Annotated in this window: 16 protein-coding genes; 5 read left to right on the top strand and 11 right to left on the bottom strand. The window is 38.4% G+C overall.

All coding sequences use genetic code 11. The features are described from left to right. The first annotated feature begins 53 nt into the window (after window positions 1-53). Window positions 54-785: a ZIP family metal transporter gene (locus tag NSQ71_RS07010; protein WP_063389365.1), complete on the top strand. Its 732-nt coding sequence runs from the start codon at window positions 54-56 to the stop codon at window positions 783-785. A 22-nt stretch (window positions 786-807) separates the two neighbouring features. On the opposite strand, the gene NSQ71_RS07005 is transcribed toward NSQ71_RS07010, so the two are convergent. Both NSQ71_RS07005 and NSQ71_RS07000 read right to left on the bottom strand, forming a co-directional pair. Next, a complete protein-coding gene (locus NSQ71_RS07005) occupies window positions 808-1,056 on the bottom strand; it encodes an aspartyl-phosphate phosphatase Spo0E family protein (RefSeq protein ID WP_066247934.1) in 249 nt (82 codons plus the stop codon). Between the two features lie 418 nt (window positions 1,057-1,474). Continuing rightward, window positions 1,475-1,789, bottom strand: coding sequence for a YbjQ family protein (locus NSQ71_RS07000; protein WP_094245531.1), 315 nt, complete (start codon window positions 1,787-1,789; stop codon window positions 1,475-1,477). A 179-nt stretch (window positions 1,790-1,968) separates the two neighbouring features. Between NSQ71_RS07000 and NSQ71_RS06995 the strand changes: the two genes are divergently transcribed. After that, window positions 1,969-2,595: a 5-bromo-4-chloroindolyl phosphate hydrolysis family protein gene (locus tag NSQ71_RS06995; protein WP_063389368.1), complete on the top strand. Its 627-nt coding sequence runs from the start codon at window positions 1,969-1,971 to the stop codon at window positions 2,593-2,595. A gap of 5 nt (window positions 2,596-2,600) precedes the next feature. After that, window positions 2,601-3,761 carry a toxic anion resistance protein gene (locus NSQ71_RS06990; protein WP_340733497.1) on the top strand — a complete coding sequence of 387 codons (1,161 nt, stop codon included), beginning with the start codon at window positions 2,601-2,603 and terminating at the stop codon, window positions 3,759-3,761. Between the two features lie 169 nt (window positions 3,762-3,930). Here NSQ71_RS06990 and NSQ71_RS06985 read toward each other — a convergent pair whose 3' ends face one another. Beyond that, window positions 3,931-4,425, bottom strand: a complete 495-nt coding sequence (locus tag NSQ71_RS06985) for a methylated-DNA--[protein]-cysteine S-methyltransferase (protein WP_066247930.1) — start codon at window positions 4,423-4,425, stop codon at window positions 3,931-3,933. 1 nt (window position 4,426) lies between these two features. Then, a complete protein-coding gene (locus NSQ71_RS06980) occupies window positions 4,427-6,583 on the bottom strand; it encodes a PAS domain S-box protein (RefSeq protein ID WP_340733495.1) in 2,157 nt (718 codons plus the stop codon). A gap of 174 nt (window positions 6,584-6,757) precedes the next feature. On the opposite strand from NSQ71_RS06980, the gene NSQ71_RS06975 reads away from it, so the two are divergent. After that, complete coding sequence (locus NSQ71_RS06975; RefSeq protein WP_066247926.1) at window positions 6,758-7,759, top strand: acyltransferase family protein; 1,002 nt, start codon at window positions 6,758-6,760, stop codon at window positions 7,757-7,759. Between the two features lie 283 nt (window positions 7,760-8,042). On the opposite strand, the gene NSQ71_RS06970 is transcribed toward NSQ71_RS06975, so the two are convergent. From NSQ71_RS06970 to NSQ71_RS06955, 4 genes are all read right to left on the bottom strand, one after another. Further along, window positions 8,043-8,762, bottom strand: coding sequence for a LutC/YkgG family protein (locus tag NSQ71_RS06970; protein WP_063389372.1), 720 nt, complete (start codon window positions 8,760-8,762; stop codon window positions 8,043-8,045). After that, complete coding sequence (locus NSQ71_RS06965; protein ID WP_063389373.1) at window positions 8,759-10,192, bottom strand: LutB/LldF family L-lactate oxidation iron-sulfur protein; 1,434 nt, start codon at window positions 10,190-10,192, stop codon at window positions 8,759-8,761. Before NSQ71_RS06965 ends, NSQ71_RS06970 begins: the two co-directional genes overlap by 4 nt. An 18-nt stretch (window positions 10,193-10,210) precedes the next feature. Continuing rightward, window positions 10,211-10,930: a (Fe-S)-binding protein gene (locus NSQ71_RS06960; RefSeq protein WP_063389374.1), complete on the bottom strand. Its 720-nt coding sequence runs from the start codon at window positions 10,928-10,930 to the stop codon at window positions 10,211-10,213. Between the two features lie 299 nt (window positions 10,931-11,229). Further along, window positions 11,230-11,976, bottom strand: coding sequence for a FadR/GntR family transcriptional regulator (locus NSQ71_RS06955; protein WP_063389375.1), 747 nt, complete (start codon window positions 11,974-11,976; stop codon window positions 11,230-11,232). Between the two features lie 491 nt (window positions 11,977-12,467). Here NSQ71_RS06955 and NSQ71_RS06950 point away from each other — a divergent pair, with 491 nt between their 5' ends. Beyond that, entirely contained in the window at window positions 12,468-14,237 is a 1,770-nt protein-coding gene (locus NSQ71_RS06950) for a B12-binding domain-containing radical SAM protein (RefSeq protein WP_340733488.1), read from the top strand. Here NSQ71_RS06950 and NSQ71_RS06945 read toward each other — a convergent pair. From NSQ71_RS06945 to NSQ71_RS06935, 3 genes are all read right to left on the bottom strand, one after another. Then, window positions 14,234-14,383: a hypothetical protein gene (locus NSQ71_RS06945; RefSeq protein WP_165381907.1), complete on the bottom strand. Its 150-nt coding sequence runs from the start codon at window positions 14,381-14,383 to the stop codon at window positions 14,234-14,236. The two genes, NSQ71_RS06950 and NSQ71_RS06945, sit on opposite strands and share 4 nt — an antisense overlap. Next, window positions 14,373-14,528, bottom strand: a complete 156-nt coding sequence (locus tag NSQ71_RS06940) for a hypothetical protein (RefSeq protein ID WP_094245525.1) — start codon at window positions 14,526-14,528, stop codon at window positions 14,373-14,375. The genes NSQ71_RS06945 and NSQ71_RS06940 overlap by 11 nt, the downstream gene beginning before the upstream one ends. Before the next feature lie 391 nt (window positions 14,529-14,919). After that, window positions 14,920-16,911 carry a penicillin-binding transpeptidase domain-containing protein gene (locus tag NSQ71_RS06935; protein ID WP_445684687.1) on the bottom strand — a complete coding sequence of 664 codons (1,992 nt, stop codon included), beginning with the start codon at window positions 16,909-16,911 and terminating at the stop codon, window positions 14,920-14,922. Window positions 16,912-16,919: the final 8 nt, after the last annotated feature.

Genomic DNA, 16,919 nt, shown 5'->3' with positions numbered 1-16,919 from the left:
ATTATAAAACATTATTATCAAAATTTATTTTTTCTGAAAAGGGGTACGATTTTATGTACGACGTATATATTGGGAGTTTTTTATCAGCAATGTCTACAGGTTTAGGGGCTGTCCCGATTCTTTTTTTGCAAAAAACGATTAAACATAGAGGAAGAGATTTATTATTAGCATTCAGCGCTGGAATTATGATGGCTGCTTCCATGAGGGGGTTGATACCTGAAGCATTAGCAAACGGAAATATAATGAAAATGTGCATCGGATTAATACTTGGAGTGCTTATATTAACAATTTTAGAGAAAAATATTCCTCACATTGAACTGGAGCATACGAAAGAAGGAATACAATTTGACGAAAAAGCATTGCTCATTATCTCGGCGATCACCTTACATAATCTCCCGGAGGGTCTATCTGTCGGAGTAAGTTATGCCTCAGAGAAACAAGATTTAGGTCATCTAATTGCTCTTGCAATCGGGCTGCAAAATGCACCAGAAGGCTTATTAGTTGCGCTTTTTTTAATCAATCAGAACATTTCCCGCATCAAAGCCTTTTTCATTGCAACGTTGACAGGAGCGATCGAGATTGTCACATCTCTAATAGGGTTTTATTTAACAACATTTGTTGAATCTTTAGTTTCTTACGGTCTTGCTTTTGCTGCAGGAGCAATGCTTTTTATCATTTATAAAGAATTGATTCCGGAAAGCCACGGCGATGGTCATGAATTGACTTCGACATATTCTTTTATTTTCGGAATTTTATTTATGATTGTGCTGACTGAACTTTTTTAAGCTTGTCAAGTATGAGTTTTCTTTATTTTTCAACCGTTGCAACAAAAGGATTTGTTAATGTCCATTTCATAGGGTGGAAAATCGATTGATTTTTCTCATCGCTGCTTACCATTTGCTGGTATTTGTTTAAAAGCTTGTCCAGTTCTTGGCTCAGCTCAATCGTCTCTTTGCTGTTCATACCGTTTATTTGAGCCATTTCAATCATTTTTTGCCTTTTTATTATGATTTCTATGAACAGCTTTTCTTTGCGCAGCTCTTCTTCCGTTGCCATTTCTCATATCCTCCTTCCAAATCTCGCGGTCTAAAGACACGCACTCGGTTATTATTACAGATTCTACTATTTTTGTAAATAGATTCGCAAATTTAGACAATATTTTTACACAAGTATTTGACAATCCTCTTTAATATTTACGTAAGGAGGATTGTCAAAACATTCATACAGTCATAAAAAGCTTATCCAAAAGCCTTTTTAAAAGAAAAAATTCGACTTCTTTTTTACTTGCTGACAGCAGACCAAAGCTTATTGCCTCAATAACCGCTGCCGTTTTATAGGTCGGAGGACAATATTTGAGCAATGATAAGATGCTTGTTTTCTATTTAAAATATTGTCGGAAATTTCTTTCCTTTCATTAAGAAAAGCTGCGCTTATTTCTATCATCACAACGACAAGCCTAAAAAACAGCGCAATTTTATCGGATTTTTACAGCTGTTCCAGTTGCTACAACCATCATCATCCCATCTCGTAATGTTTCAAAGTCAAGATCCACTCCAATCACAGCATTGGCTCCCAGATTTTTAGCTTTCGCTGTCATTTCTTCAATAGCTACTTCCCTTCCTTCTGAAAGCTTGCTTTCATATGCGCCGCTCCTGCCGCCGACAATATCCGTAATGCCTGCCAAAAAATCGCGGACAATGTTTGCCCCAAGAATGGTTGTACCGCTGACAATCCCCAAGTATTCTTCAATTTCCTTTCCTTGCAAAGAATTGGTTGTTGTAATAATCATGGATTTCCCTCCATTATTTATTTTTGTACTTTATTACGTTTGAAAAAACGTTTCGTTCCATTCCGATTCACAAATCATTCTACTTTTTCTCTAAATTGTAGTAAAATTGTAGTAAAAAGCGAAACCTTGCTTTCCGTTTGTTCGTAAATTTATTAAACAATGCTGACAGGGGTAGGATCATGAAATCGATATTCTTGTTTTTCATAAGAAGTTTTATTGCTGTTTGTTCGATGTCTGTTCTTTGGTTTGCCTTGTTTTTAGGATTTGACCAAGCTTTCATTCAATCGTCTTTGTATGCTGTTGCAGGCGGTATTATCGTCTATTATATCACCAAATGGCTGCAAAAAAGAAATTGGCTGAAGCAAAACGGATTGACAGCCAGTGAATACAAATATGTACAGGAAAATTTAAAAGAAGCAAGACAAAAAATTGCCCGACTGCAGCGCACCTTATTTAGAGCCCGATCGCTCGGAACGATTCAGCAGCTAGTCGAAGCAATCAGGCTTTCCAAACGTATATATCATGTCGTTGAAAAGGAGCCGAAACGCTTCTATCAAGGCGAATCATTCTTTTTCTATCATTTAGATTCTTGCGTGGAGCTTGCAGAAAAGTATACGTTTCTTTCCGCCCAGCCGATCCGCGATCAGAACGTTAAATCATCATTGGAAGAAACGAAACAGATGTTGAATCAAATTTGCGAATCATTGGAGAAAGATTTAATCACCGTTTTATCGAATGATATCGAACATCTTCAATTTGAATTAAATGTTGCGAAAAAACAAACAACGAAATGGAAAGATAGGTGATTACGTTGGAAGAAAAGAAAGAGTTGGATCTATTAGATGATCTATTAAAGGACCCATTTGGAGAAAAAGAAGATAAGCCCGCATCACCTTTAGCAGTCGGCGAAGAAGAACAGCCGAAAAAATTTATCGACATGCTCTCACAGGAGCATAAAGCAAAGGCTGCACAGCTGGCAGCTCAAATTGATTACAAAAACCGGCATTCGATCGTCCAATTTGGGGCTTCCGCTCAGCAAAAGCTCTCCAGTTTTTCCCACGAAATGCTGAACTATGTTCAAAAAAAGGATATCGGGCCTATAGGCGATATTTTAAAAGAGCTGATGAGCAAACTCGAACAAGTAAACCCGGAAGAATTAAAACCGGAAAAACGAAACTTCTTCTCTCGTCTTTTCAAGAAAATATCTAGTTCAATCAATGAAATTTTATCCAAATACCAAAAAATCGGGGCACAAATCGAACGCATTACAGTCCGGCTGGAAAATTCAAAAAAAGCGCTGTTGTCCGATATTCAATTGCTCGATCGTTTATATGAGCATAATAAGGAATACTTTCACGCGCTAAACATTTACATCGCTGCTGGTGAATTAAAATTGGAGGAGCTCCATACAAAAGTAATACCGGAATTGCAAAAAAAAGCGGAAACAACTGGAGATCAAATGGCGGTTCAAGAAGTAAACGACATGCTTCAATTTGCTGATCGGTTGGAAAAACGGATCCATGATTTAAAGCTATCTAGGCAAATTACAATCCAAACGGCTCCGCAAATCCGGATGATTCAAAATATGAATCAAACATTAGCGGAAAAAATCCAATCCTCCATTTTGACGTCTATTCCTTTATGGAAAAACCAAATTGCGATCGCTCTCACCTTATATCGGCAAAAAGGAGCACTGGAGGCCCAAAAGCAAGTGACGAAAACGACGAACGAGCTGCTTTTGAAAAATGCAGAAATGCTGAAAGCAAACACAATTGAAACAGCCAAGGAAAATGAACGAGGCATCGTCGATATTGAAACGTTGAAAAAAACACAGGACGACCTAATTTCAACAATCGAAGAAACGCTCAGGATCCAACAGGAAGGACGTCTAAAAAGGCAGCAGGCTGAGCAAGAACTAATGCAGCTCGAGAAAGACTTAAAAACGAGACTATTGCAATTTAAACAAGAATAAAAAAGAAAAACCGGGATGATTTTTATAGAGGAAAGATTTTACACATATACAGCTGTTGAGTGATTCGTCCAAGCTTTTTTAAATGCCGGCACAGCATTTACATCGTAAAAACAGCAAATTTTTTAAAAACTCTGCGCAGGCATCGCAGAGTTTTTCATTTTGAAAGGTTCTATGATGCCCAATTTTTGCACTGCTCTAATTGCAGCAAAAAAGCTTTTTTATCCGTTTGATTGCCTGCATAGCCTACAAGCGCTCCGTTTTTGCCAATCACCCGATGGCAAGGAATTATGATCGGGATAGGATTCGCTTTATTGGCTTGTCCAACTGCCCGAACAGCTTTCGGATTTCCGATCCCATCTGCAACATATTGATAGCTTCTAGCTTCACCGTATGGAATGTTCATCAACTCTTTCCATACTTTTTGCTGAAATGAAGTGCCTTTTGGAAAAATGGGAAGGGAAAATATTTTTCGTCTCCTTTGAAAATATTCCTTAAGCTGTTTCGCTGCCTCTTCCAATAGATCCGTTTTATGTTCCACAACTTTTGAAGATGCCAGAAGCTCTGTAAGCTCCTGCTCATCCATCAACAAAGAGACAATTCGATTTTTTTCCTCTATAATCCCGATCGTACCAATAGGGCTGTTCATTGTATGCAAAAAGTACATCCTACACACCTTCTTGACCATTGATAGGGAGCGAAATATAAAATGTCGTTCCATACCCTACTTTGCTTTTGACATCAATTTTCCCATTGTGCTCTTTAATTATTTTGTAGCTTACCATAAGACCTAGGCCTGTTCCCCGCTCTTTCGTTGTATAAAACGGCTCCCCAAGCCGCTTCAGTTTATTTTTTGGAATGCCTGGCCCTTCATCTTGAATGGAAATTTGAACCCGGTGATCATCTTCTTTTGTGATCGAAACATAAATATTGCCTCCATTTGGCATCACTTCGATTGCATTTTTTAATATGTTAATAAAAACTTGTTTTAATTGATTGGGTTCGCAAAATATTTCCGGCACTTCCCCGTAGTCTAAATGAATTTGCACATTTACTAAAATAGCCTGTGCATTTAATAATTCTATCGTATCTTTCATGATTTTCACAATATTTTTTTGTTCAAATCGAACAGCTTGAGGCTTCGCCAAAATAAGAAATTCATCAATGATTGATTCAATTCGCTTCAGCTCAGAAGTAATGACATTGAAATACATGGAATAATCTTCTTTTATGCTTCCTTGCAGCAGCTGGATAAATCCTTTTAACGCTGTCATTGGATTGCGGATTTCATGGGCTATTCCGGCTGCCAATTCCCCAACAATATTGAGAGTGTCCGATTTTCTCAGCCGCTCTTCGATTTCTTTTCTTTCAGTGATATCGCGAAATATAACTAAATTCATATTTTCAATAATGTGGCGTTTAAATGAACATTCGAGAATTCTTTCCTGCTTATTTTTCACCGTAATCGCAAATTCTTTCGTCAACCCATCCATTTTCCAATCACTTTTAAAATGAATGGGAAAAAATCGGAATATGCAATCACGTCCAATTTGGTCTTGTGTTAATCCTAAAATTTGCATTGCAGCAGGATTGGCATCAACAATCAACCAATCATCATTAAACAGAAGAATGCCGTCCATCGCTCCGTTAAACACATTCCGGAATTTTTGTTCACTTTCACGCAATTCTTTTTCCATTCGTTTCCGGTCGCTGATATTTCGCAATATGGTCATATGGGTTTTTTCCTTCGGGTTGTATTTTGATGTGAATTCGAGCTGCTTCTTTTGTCCGTTCGGCATGTAAAACATTAATTCTTCCCGGATGGCACCGGATTTTAAATATTCATCTTTCACCTGCAAAAACTTTGGATCATTTGCATTGATAAATCGCATTAAATTGCTTTTCAACAGTTCATCAAAGGGGAGTTCAAATATGCGGCAAGCCCATTGATTCGCGCGTATAATATTTCCAAAATGATCCCAAATAAGGATGGCATCAAGAGCATTTTCAAAAATTTCTCTAAACCTTTCTTCACTCTTCAAAATTTGCTGTTCCATAAGCCTCTTCTCTGTAATATCGCGCAATATCGACATGTAAAATCCGTGTAAAATGTTTGACGTGGTCGTAAATTCAAAAATTTTTCGCGTTCCGTCTTTTAATCGGACAGGCATTTCTCCTTTCATTTTTCCTTTTTCAAACAATACTTCATAAAAATATTTTTTCATTTTCTCATCTTCGATAAAATCTGAAAATTTATAGTTTTTGAGTTCATCACTCGGAATGCAAAAGCTTGTACAAAATGATTGATTGGCATCTATAATAAATCCTTCGTAATCAAAAATGACAATGCCGTCAACAGCACGGTCAAATAAATCTGGAAACAGCTGTTCATTGATCGATCGTTCCTGTTCAAGAATTTTTTTCGAAGAAACATCCCGAAAAATAGCAAGATTGTATGTGCCGTAAATGTTCTCAATGATGCTGTATTCAACATATTTGATTCGGCCGTTTTCCAGTTTTAACATGAGTTCCGCATATTGCTGTTTTTCATGATCAGAAAAAATTTTTATAAATTCGTTTCCTGGCAGAGCTGCTACAAAATCATCTATCGACTTCTCTAGTATGACTTCTTTTTCCATTTCAAAAAGGCGGCATGCTGACTGATTTACTTGAAAAAACTTGCCGTGATGATCTAAAAGCACCATAGCATCTACTGATCGATCGAAAATTTCGTAATATTTTTTTAATTTTTCATTTTCTTGTTGCGCTTTTTTTAAACGCTTTGCCAACAAATCTTCTTCAATGGCTGCAATGTTTTGCTTCAAACTTCCCACCTCTCATTTTAACACTCTCAATATATTTACATTTTCTACAAATTACGTTAGAATCCTTCATGCACTGTCAATTTAGTCAATTCGATGTACCTTTCAGTACGACTGTTTACAAAATGTTGAATTTGTCTTATATTTTAAATCGAAACTTTTTTTGAAGGTGATAACATGAATGAGAGGAACAGCTACTTTGATAACGCCAAGTTTATATTAATTCTTCTTGTCGTGTTCGGCCATTTTATTCGATCGATGATTGAAGACAATTACATTATGATGAACATATACAAATTTATTTACACGTTTCATATGCCTGCGTTCATTTTAATTTCCGGCTTTTTTGCCAAAGGGTTTAACAAACAGGGATACGTTAAAAAAATAGCCAAAAAACTCATTTTGCCATATTTCATTTTTCATGGCATCTATACAGTTTATTATGTTTTGATTAAAGGCGACAATCTGCTCCATTCAATTGATCCTTTGAATCCGCACTGGTCCCTCTGGTTTTTAATAAGTTTGTTTTTCTGGAACGTCATGCTGATCCCGTTTTCTAAATTGAATAAATTGGTCGCTTTAGGACTTTCGTTCTTTATCGGTATTGCAGCTGGATATTTTGATTTCATCAGCAACTATTTGAGCTTGTCACGTACACTAGTCTTTTTTCCTATTTTTTTAATAGGTTTTTATTTAAAGAAAGAACATTTTGCCATGATGACGAAGCTGCCTGCAAGATCTTTAGGGGCAAGTGCTCTGTTGCTTACATTTGTGACGTATTTCTATTTGCCTTTTGAGTATGAGTGGCTGTTCGGTTCCATGCCTTATTCAGCTTTTGGCGAAACGGATATCTTTTCAGGGCTGGTGCGGCTCGGATTTTATTTTCTTACTTTGATTACGACGTTCGGATTTTTCTCGTTAATACCGAAAAAGCGTCAATTTTTCACTGAATGGGGCACAAGAACTTTTTACGTTTATTTATTGCACGGTTTTATCATTCAATCGTTCAGAGACAGCGAACTTGAAAGCTGGCTTACAGAAATAGAAAGCATCACGGTATTCGCCATTGTTTCAATTGTCGTTACATTCTTACTGTCGAGCCGCTTTGTCAAAACGATCGCACAGCCAATCATTGAACTTCGAGCGACAATGCTAAAAAAAATAGTAAAAGGCTTATAAGACCGGGGCTGACGCACACAGACAGTCACATCACATAAATAAAACGGCTTCTAATAGCTTTTCAGAAATAGGTCTTTTCTACAGTCCGAGATGCTGAAACAACAATCTAGAGTAGTTAGAGAAATAACTTCAAAGGCGTCGCAGTTCCTAAACTTTCTAACTTTAAAAACAAGTCATAAGTCAGAGGTCCTAGCGGGGTATGGAAAATTCGAACATTTGCCAAAAAAATCTGGCGAGCCCCTCGATGGACTTCGCCAGATGTTCAATTTTTTAGTCAATCCATTCAGCAATCTTCAATAATGAGATAGGCTGTTTTAATTGGCCCATGTACGCCAACCACTAAGTTCATTTCAATATCCGCTGAATTGCTCGGTCCTGTAATAAAATTAATGCAGGAAGAAATCGTTTCGCCTTTTTCCACCATTTGATGAAATTTTCTGGCGGCCTGTGTCATTCTAGGGAGGATCGTGCTTTTCGGAATAATGGAAATATACGTTGTCGGCAAAAGGCTGACCGCCCTTCCTTTTCCTCCCCCATTCAACAAGACAACCGTTCCGGATTCAGCCAGTGTATAATCGCTGAACGTAATTCCGATATTTGCTCTTTCCGCAATTTGAATATTTTCTTTTCCAAGCTCAGGATCCCATATATGCACGTCTGTTCCTTCGTTTGGCAATTCCTCCAATAAAAAAGGCATCAGCCCGAATGCTTCAAACCGATGATCGTCCCACGTCACAATCGGACCGCCTCCATAAAAAGCAATCGCCTCTTTCAGCGTATTTTTCAATGATTTGGAAGTCGTTCTGTATACATCGACATGAACATTTTTACATTGTTTTATAAATGCATCAACCAATTCGTCGGAAGAATAACCAGCAAGTGTTTTTTCTTGAGGGTGAAATGACCAGCTGGGCCGTTCCACTCCTTCCTTCCGGGGATTTCGTCCTAACCTTTGAGCTATCGTCTGCAAAAACGAATCTCGATTTTGAATCGTTCCGTTCATGAACGATCACCACTTTCTTTTTTGCGATTGTGAAACCATTCGCGAAAGCTGTTTTTTTCCGGTGCTGGGAAATCACGTATGGACGTCCAATTTTTCAAAGGACCTGGTCCATTGGAAATTTTCCCGTCTTTCGAAAACGGTTTGAGGGCTGCTGGCGCCAGTTTTGTTCCCCACTGATACAGTTTTTGATTCGATGCTCCTATTCCAAATGCCTTCATCGCCAGCTTCTCGCTTATTGGCGCTCGTCCTTCCCGCTCGACAATTACTTGCCGATGCTTATGGAGAAGTTCATGAAGCGGAATTTTTACGGGGCATGCTTCCGTACAAGCGGCACATAGTGTGGAAGCATAAGGCAATTCCTTAAAATCATCATAACCGCCAAAAAGCGGCGTCAATACAGCGCCAATCGGACCTGGGTAAATCGATCCGTACGAGTGGCCGCCTATATGCCGATATACAGGACAGACGTTAATGCACGCTGCACAACGAATGCATTGAAGAACAGGCTGGAATTCAGTTCCTAAAATTTTGCTTCGTCCGTTATCAACAATCACCAAATGGAATTCTTCCGGTCCGTCAACATCCTCTTTTTGTTTCGGACCAGTTAAAACCGTTATATAGCTCGTTAATTTTTGACCGACTGCACTCCTTGTCAAAAGACTGACAAGCACATCAAGTTCTTCGAATGTTGGAACTATTCTTTCCATCCCCATGACAGTTATTTGTGTTTTCGGAATGGTCGTCACCATGCGGGCATTTCCCTCATTTGTCACTAAACAAAACGATCCAGACTCGGCAATGGCAAAATTGCATCCTGTGATGCCGACATCCGCTGTTAAAAATTCCTCCCTAAGCATTTTTCTCGCATGGAGTGCAAGCTCCTCAGGCTTTTCTGTTTTCTCATACCCAAGTTTTCGCTGAAACACATCTCGAATTTGTTCCTTATTTTTATGCAGGGCTGGGGCTACAATGTGCGAAGGCGGATCATGATCATCAATCTGCAATATATATTCGCCTAGATCCGTTTCAATAACTTCACAGCCCGCTTCCTCCAAACATTGATTCATATGAATTTCTTCCGTCACCATCGATTTCGATTTGACAATTTTGCGAGCCTTTTTTTTCTTGATAACACTTTGGATGTAATCGTTCGCTTCCTCCGCTGTTTGAGCAAAAAAAACATGTCCGCCCCTTTTTGCAACATTTTCGCTTAACTGGTGTAAATAATAGTCCAAATTTTCCAATGTATGCTTTCTGATTTGTTCACCGAGCGATCTCCATTCTTCCCAATTGCCAAGCTCTTCAGCAGCTTCCAGACGTCTTTTTCTCAGCCTTTCTTGAGCATCTTGGACTGCATTTCTCATAAAATCGTTTTCAATATTTTTTTGCACCCTTTGATCAAACGGCTGATCCGAAATTTTCATTGCCATCCTGCTTTCCCCCCTCCATTATTCGATACTGTTTAACACCTCAGCAATGTGCATGACCTTGACTTGTTTATTTTTCCTGCTTATTCTCCCCCCGATATTCATTAAGCAGCCGCAGTCTGCCCCGATTAAATAGTCGGCATCGGTTTCCTCAATATGCCGAACTTTTTCATCAACCATTTGTTCAGATATTTGTTCCATTTTGACGGAAAACGTTCCGCCAAAGCCGCAGCAATCATATGCATTTGGAAGCGGAACCAATTCAAGCCCCTTCACGTTTGCCAGCAATTTAAATGGTGCCTCCTGAACTCCAAGAAGACGGGTCATATGACATGATGTATGATAGGTTGCTTTTCCTTTTAATGTTGCGCCCACATCTTCCAAATTTAAAACATCTACAATAAACTGTGTTAATTCATACGTCTTATTTGCAAGCTTTTGCGCCTTTTCTTTCCAAACCGGATCTTCATCAAAAATGTGCGGATATTCCTTAAACATCGTGGCACATGATCCGGAAGGTGTGACAACATAATCGGCATGTTCAAAGGTGAGAATCATATTTTTCATCGCTTCTTTTGCCGCTTGAACATATCCGCTGTTATAGGCAGGCTGTCCGCAGCAAATTTGGCTTTCCGGAAATTCTACTTCGCATCCAAGTCTTTCTAAAAGCTCAACTGTTGCTTTGCCTACTGAACCGTTAAATACATCCACTAAACATGTGACAAATAATGAAACTTTCAATTTGCTCCCCCCGCCTTGTGAAACAGTTTCAACTAAGATGTAACCCTTTTCTTTTCACTTTATCGCTTTTTTTATCTTTAGTCAACAGGTCATCTGATGACTAGAAAGGAATATGCTTGCTTTATTCATAAAAAAAGCCGCCAACATCTTTGAGATGTCAGCAGCTATCCTTTGTCGAAGCGGGCCAAACGGGTTTCTCCCGAAAAATTTTTTATTGCCGCAAAAAACAATAGTTCTTTTGTCAGTTCAAGTCAGAGACGGCATGTGTAAAAACGCTTGCATCATATGTCAATTCCTAGTTAAAAAGACTCTGTTTTAGCCCCTGTTTTTATATGGGCTTTATGATGTTTTTTCAAAACCTTTTCAACATTTGTCAGGTGTGCGAGCATTAAATGCTGTGCTTCTTCCGCGTTTTGTTGTTCAATTGCTGTAAAGATGGCTTTATGCTCTTGAAAAATTCGTTCTGCGGTTACTTGCTCTGAATAAAGCCAAATTTTTCGTGTTTCCCGCATCGTTTCAACAATCATGTCGGCTACATTGTTCATTAAGCTTAATAAAATGGGGTTTTGCGTAGCGGCTGCGATCGCTTTATGAAACTTCCAATCCGCTTTTTCTCCTAATTCTTCATCGTTTATATGGATAAGCATTTCGTCAAGCGCAGCTTTCATATCATGGAGATTTTGCTCCGTCCGCTTTGCTGCAGCAGTAAATGCAGCACCGACTTCTAATATTTTTCTAACCTCTAATAAATGTTCAATATCTTTCATATTCATTAACGCCGCTGTCGAAAGAGAAAACGTGAATGACATGGGATCAAACTCTTTTACAAACGTTCCTTCCCCTTGTTTCATTTCAACAATCCCCATTGCTCTTAATGCGCTTAATGCTTCACGAATCGCTGCACGGCCGACTTGAAAATTTTCAGCAAGCTGATGAACGGATTCCAATTTTTCTCCAGGTTTTATTTCTCCTTTTTTAATCATATCTAAAAGGGCTTCCGCCACTTCTTCATAAAGCTTTCTCGGTTTGATTTGTTTATATTCCATTTGCTTCACCCCAAAGTTCAACTAAACAAAATGAAGTCCAAAATATCGGTACATTTATTTTACTGGAAAAGACTTATAAAAATCAAAGTGTTGGCGAAAAAATAACAACGTCTAACCATAAACTTTTTCTTTTTTGACAACTTTTTTGGAAGGAATCATAGACCTGTGTCTCCGAAATCGCGCAAATGACTGAATGAAACTTCATCATAAAAAAAGAGAAATTTGTCTAAACTCTTAAACAATGCTTCATCCGTTACGAACGTCTAATATGTAACTCACTTTTACTGTACCAGTTAAAATGACAAAAACACTCGACGAATATGCTTTATAGCTGTAGACTTGTTAAGGTGATTGATAGAAACGGAAAAGAACGCGTACGAAAAACTTATCAAAAGGGTGAATCCCTGCTTCTTCTTATTTGAAAAGAATATGTTACAATAATGTAGAAAATCGCTACTTCTCAATATCCATTATGAAAAAGGTGTGGAAATATGAACATCATTGTCAGTTCATTAAATGCCAAATACATTCATATGAACTTGGCTATACGTTATTTAAAAGCATATGCCGAGCCAGAATTTCAAGTTCAAATGGCAGAATATACGATAAAAGATCCCGCGATGAACATTGTAACAGATTTGTTTCGAAAAAAACCGGACATAATCGGTTTTAGCTGTTACATATGGAACATTGCAGAAACAATCAAAGTGGCGAAAATACTGAAAAAAATAAAGCCGGAAACCATCATTGTCTTTGGTGGGCCTGAAGTATCATATGATACGAAAGAATGGCTTGAAAAAATCCCAGAGATTGATTTTATTATCGTAGGAGAAGGGGAAGAAACGTTTAAGCAGTTTTTGCGGGAAGCACATGGAAACCAAGAATGGGAAAACGTGAGCGGTTTAGCTTTTCGAAAAGACGGAGCAGTCATTGTAAATCCGCAGAGGAACAAAATTGATCTGCGAATGATGCCGTCGCCTTTTCGATTTGAAGAAGATGTGCCACATCTTAGCAAACGGATTGTTTATATTGAAACGAGCCGCGGCTGCCCCTTCAACTGCCAATTTTGCTTATCTTCCATTGAGGTTGGGGTTCGTTATTTTGATCGGGAGAAAATCAAGGAAGATATTCGCTATTTAATGAAAAACGGTGCGAAAACAATTAAATTTGTCGACCGAACGTTTAACATCAGCCGGAAATATGCGATGGACATGTTTCAATTTTTAATTGATGAACATGTTCCGGGCGTCGTGTTCCAGTTCGAAATAACTGGCGACATTATGCGCCCGGAAGTGATTCAGTTTTTAAATGACAACGCACCGAAAGGACTTTTCCGATTCGAGATCGGCGTTCAATCAACAAACGATTTCACAAACGAATTAGTGAAACGTAAGCAAAACTTCGCAAAACTGTCCAGAACGGTGACGATGATCAAACAAGGCGGAAAAATAGATCAGCACCTTGATTTAATTGCCGGGCTTCCTGAAGAAGACTACAACTCTTTTCGAAAAACTTTTAACGATGTGTTTGCATTAAGACCTGAAGAACTGCAGCTTGGTTTTTTAAAAATGCTCAGAGGGACTGGTCTTCGAATTGGAGCTAAACATTTTGGCTACGTGTATATGGATGAACCGCCATACGAAATTTTAAGCAACAACGTTCTCTCTTTTGAAGATATTCTCAAAATTAAACAGGTGGAAGATGTTCTTGAGAAATTTTGGAACGACCATCGAATGGACGCGACAGTAGAATATTTAGTAGAAGAAGTGTTTGAGACGCCTTTTGATTTCTTTCAAGAATTTGGCGCCTACTGGGATGAACGCGGATGGGCAAGAATTGGTCATCAGCTCGAAGATTTGTTTCGAAGATTATTTTCGTTTATTCAAGAACGCAAACGAGAACATTTGCCAATTGTTGAAGGGTTTCTGAAATACGATTATTTGCGCAATCAGAAGCAAAAGCCGCGAAAGCCATGGTGGGATGAAAAGCTTAAAAAACAGGAGCAATCAGCAATCTATCAATTTATCCTGTCCAACCCTGAAATGCTTGGAAAAACCTTTTTAAATCTGTCTCTTTCGGAAAAAGATTTATATAAGCATACGGTTTTAGAAATTCTTCCATTTAATCCTGAGCTGTATTTGCAAAAAAAGATATTAGTAAAAGAGCCGGCAATTTTGTTAGTTTATTACAACTATTGCGATCACCAGCCGCATATGTTTTCTTTTCCGTATACTGCGCTGAAAAAGGTGAGGGAAGCTTAACATCCCTCACCTTTTGTTTTTGTTTTTCTTTTGTTTTCTTCTAAAATATCGTAAATTTTCGCAGCATTAAAATCTCCCAGTTCATTGCCAAATTCCAAATCTTGTTTCACATCTTTTTTGTTCTTTACGTTTTTATTATGATCCATGTGCTTTCCCCTTTTTTGAATTTCGGTTAGCCCCTTTCATCGGGTCTTCATCTGTATAGGATGCTGAAAATTCTTTTTCAGGAAGGCTTTCTGTTGGTGTTTTGCTCGTTTTTTCTGCTTGATTATATGCTTGTTTCCTCTTCAATCTGCATCCTCCTTTCTTTTTTATCTTTTTCAGAAACAAACCATTTATTCAGCTGTTTCTATAAAAGATGGAAAAAGGGATGTGCTTCCATATGGATGCCCGATCGTCAATGCTTAAGTTTTTTCTTGCTCCGCAAGGGTATTTTGTGCTTCTTTTATAACAGGTTAAGCGGCAATTTTGATGCTTTATACTTCAAGCTATTCGGCAATTTTGGACCGTTTTCTGTTTTGCAGCTAAAAAAAGTGATGATTTAGCACTTTGTTTGCATAAAAAAAGAACCGCTCTTATTTGGCGTAATTTCGTAAAACTGCCAAACAATGAAAGAAGCGATTCATGACAACACTGAAATTCGTTTATTCTATTCATCTTCGCAATGGATGGTTGACCTTTTTTACTTTCTAGCTTTGAAAATATTTTTTACTTTCGAAACCACGTAATGGCTTCCTCCGCGATCTTCAACACGTTCAATCATCATCGTTATTAAAAGATCTTTTTTATCCGCATCAACAGCAACAAACCAACCGTTTTCCTGACCTTTTTCTCCTTTTGCCGCTTTCAGCTCTGCCGTTCCTGTTTTTCCAGCCAGCTTCAATCCTGGAGTTCGAGGTTTATACGCCGTTCCGTTCGGATCCTCCACCACTTGAATCAAATCTTGAAAAATCAAATTCGCATGTTCCTTTGAAACAACATGGCTTTTCCAATTGGATGGTGTCTTCTCTTCTTCTTTTATTAATACGGGCTTAATCATGTTTCCGCCATTGATAAATACTGTAAAGGTGTATGATAAATGAAGAGGAGTGATTTGAATTTGTCCCTGTCCATATCCAGAATCGGCTAAAAGCACTTCATTATCCATACCGTTATTTGCAATTTTCGATGTTTCAATAGGAAACGGAAAATCAATTTTTTCATGAAATGCAAAGGACTCTAGTCCTTTTATAAATTTTTCGGCTCCAATATTTAAAGCAGCCTGAGCGAAGTAAATATTATCTGAATAGGCAAGAGCAGCGCGCAAATCAACTTGTGTTGCAGGGGATGGAACCCGCTTAATATAATAATTGCCCCAGCTCCCGTCTTTTTGCCAAGTATCTTTTGGAATGGAAATCTTTTTATTCGGATCAATCGTTCCGGTATTGAGCCCAATCGCTGCTGTGAGCGGCTTTAAAACAGAACCAGGTGTATACAAATTTTTGAACTTAGCCATAAACGGTTTATTCGGATCATCTTTTTTCTTCTTGTATTCCGTCAAAAAATCGTTCGGATCATAGGACGGCGCACTGACCATAGCCAGAGTTTCTCCGGTTTTTGGATTGATTGCGACACTTGCACCGGAATCAGTTGATAATTCTTTGTAAATATTTTGCTGAAGATCAGCATCAATTGTAAGGTAAATATCGTTTCCGTTCTCAGCTTCTTTTTTGGCGATCACTTCATCTGTTCCTTTTACTTTGATGATCCAGCCTGTCGTTCCGTGCAGCTCATCTTCAAAAACTTGCTCCAATCCAGCTGCGCCAATTTGCTCAGAAGAGCTGTACCCTTTTTCCTCATATTTCTCAAGCTCTTCTTTATACATTGACCGCAAATAGCCAGTCAAGTGGGCAGCGCTCTCGCCAAAAGGATACATTCTTCCCGTTACATTTTTTTTCTTAACGGAAGGAATGGCTAAAAGTTTGTTGACAAGCTCTGTGTCAGCCGGATTTACGATTTTCAGCGGGACGAATGAGTCCTCCTTCACCCAGCCTTGGGATAATTTTTTCTCAATTTCCTCCTTGGAAACTTCAAGAAGCTTCGCTGTTTGTTCCAAAATGGTTTCTTTTTGCTCCTTCATTTCTCCCGGTACTACACCGATTTCAAACAACAGGCCATTGATGGCAAGTCCTTTTCCATTTTGGTCAAAAATCTCCCCTCTTTCCGGCGCGATCGGCTGGATGGAAATTTCTTCTCCTTCATCAAGCTGAGGAAAAATAAAGGAAGGATTCCATTCAATTCGCCAATCGTTTCCATTATCTGTTTCTTCTTTTTTTAAAACGGCTTTGTTTTCAAAGCTTATTTTCCCCGCTAATGTTTCCATTGAAACAGCAAATGGGAATGTAATATTTCCGTTTTTATCAGGCTTTATTTCTTCTTTCGGTTTCTTAAAGTCGATTTTCAGCTGTTTCACACCTGAATCTTGATAAATTTTTTCATAGCGGGAAACAAATTCGTCTTTTTTAATATTTTTTTTCACATTGGCAGTCAATTGGTCATACATTTCCGAAAAATTTTGGTCTCTCCAATTGGCAACAAAGTCTGCAAAACGATCCTCCGGCTTTGGATCTTTAGAACATCCCGAAAAAAGCACCAGCACGACAAAAACACTAAAAAAAAGCTTTCGAATCCGCACAAAAATTC

It is taken from the genome of Aeribacillus sp. FSL M8-0235, from assembly GCF_038000355.1.
GTDB lineage: Bacteria > Bacillota > Bacilli > Bacillales > Aeribacillaceae > Aeribacillus > Aeribacillus composti.
Note: the sequence above shows the minus strand (reverse complement) of the source record. Positions and strands in the feature narration are given on the sequence as shown.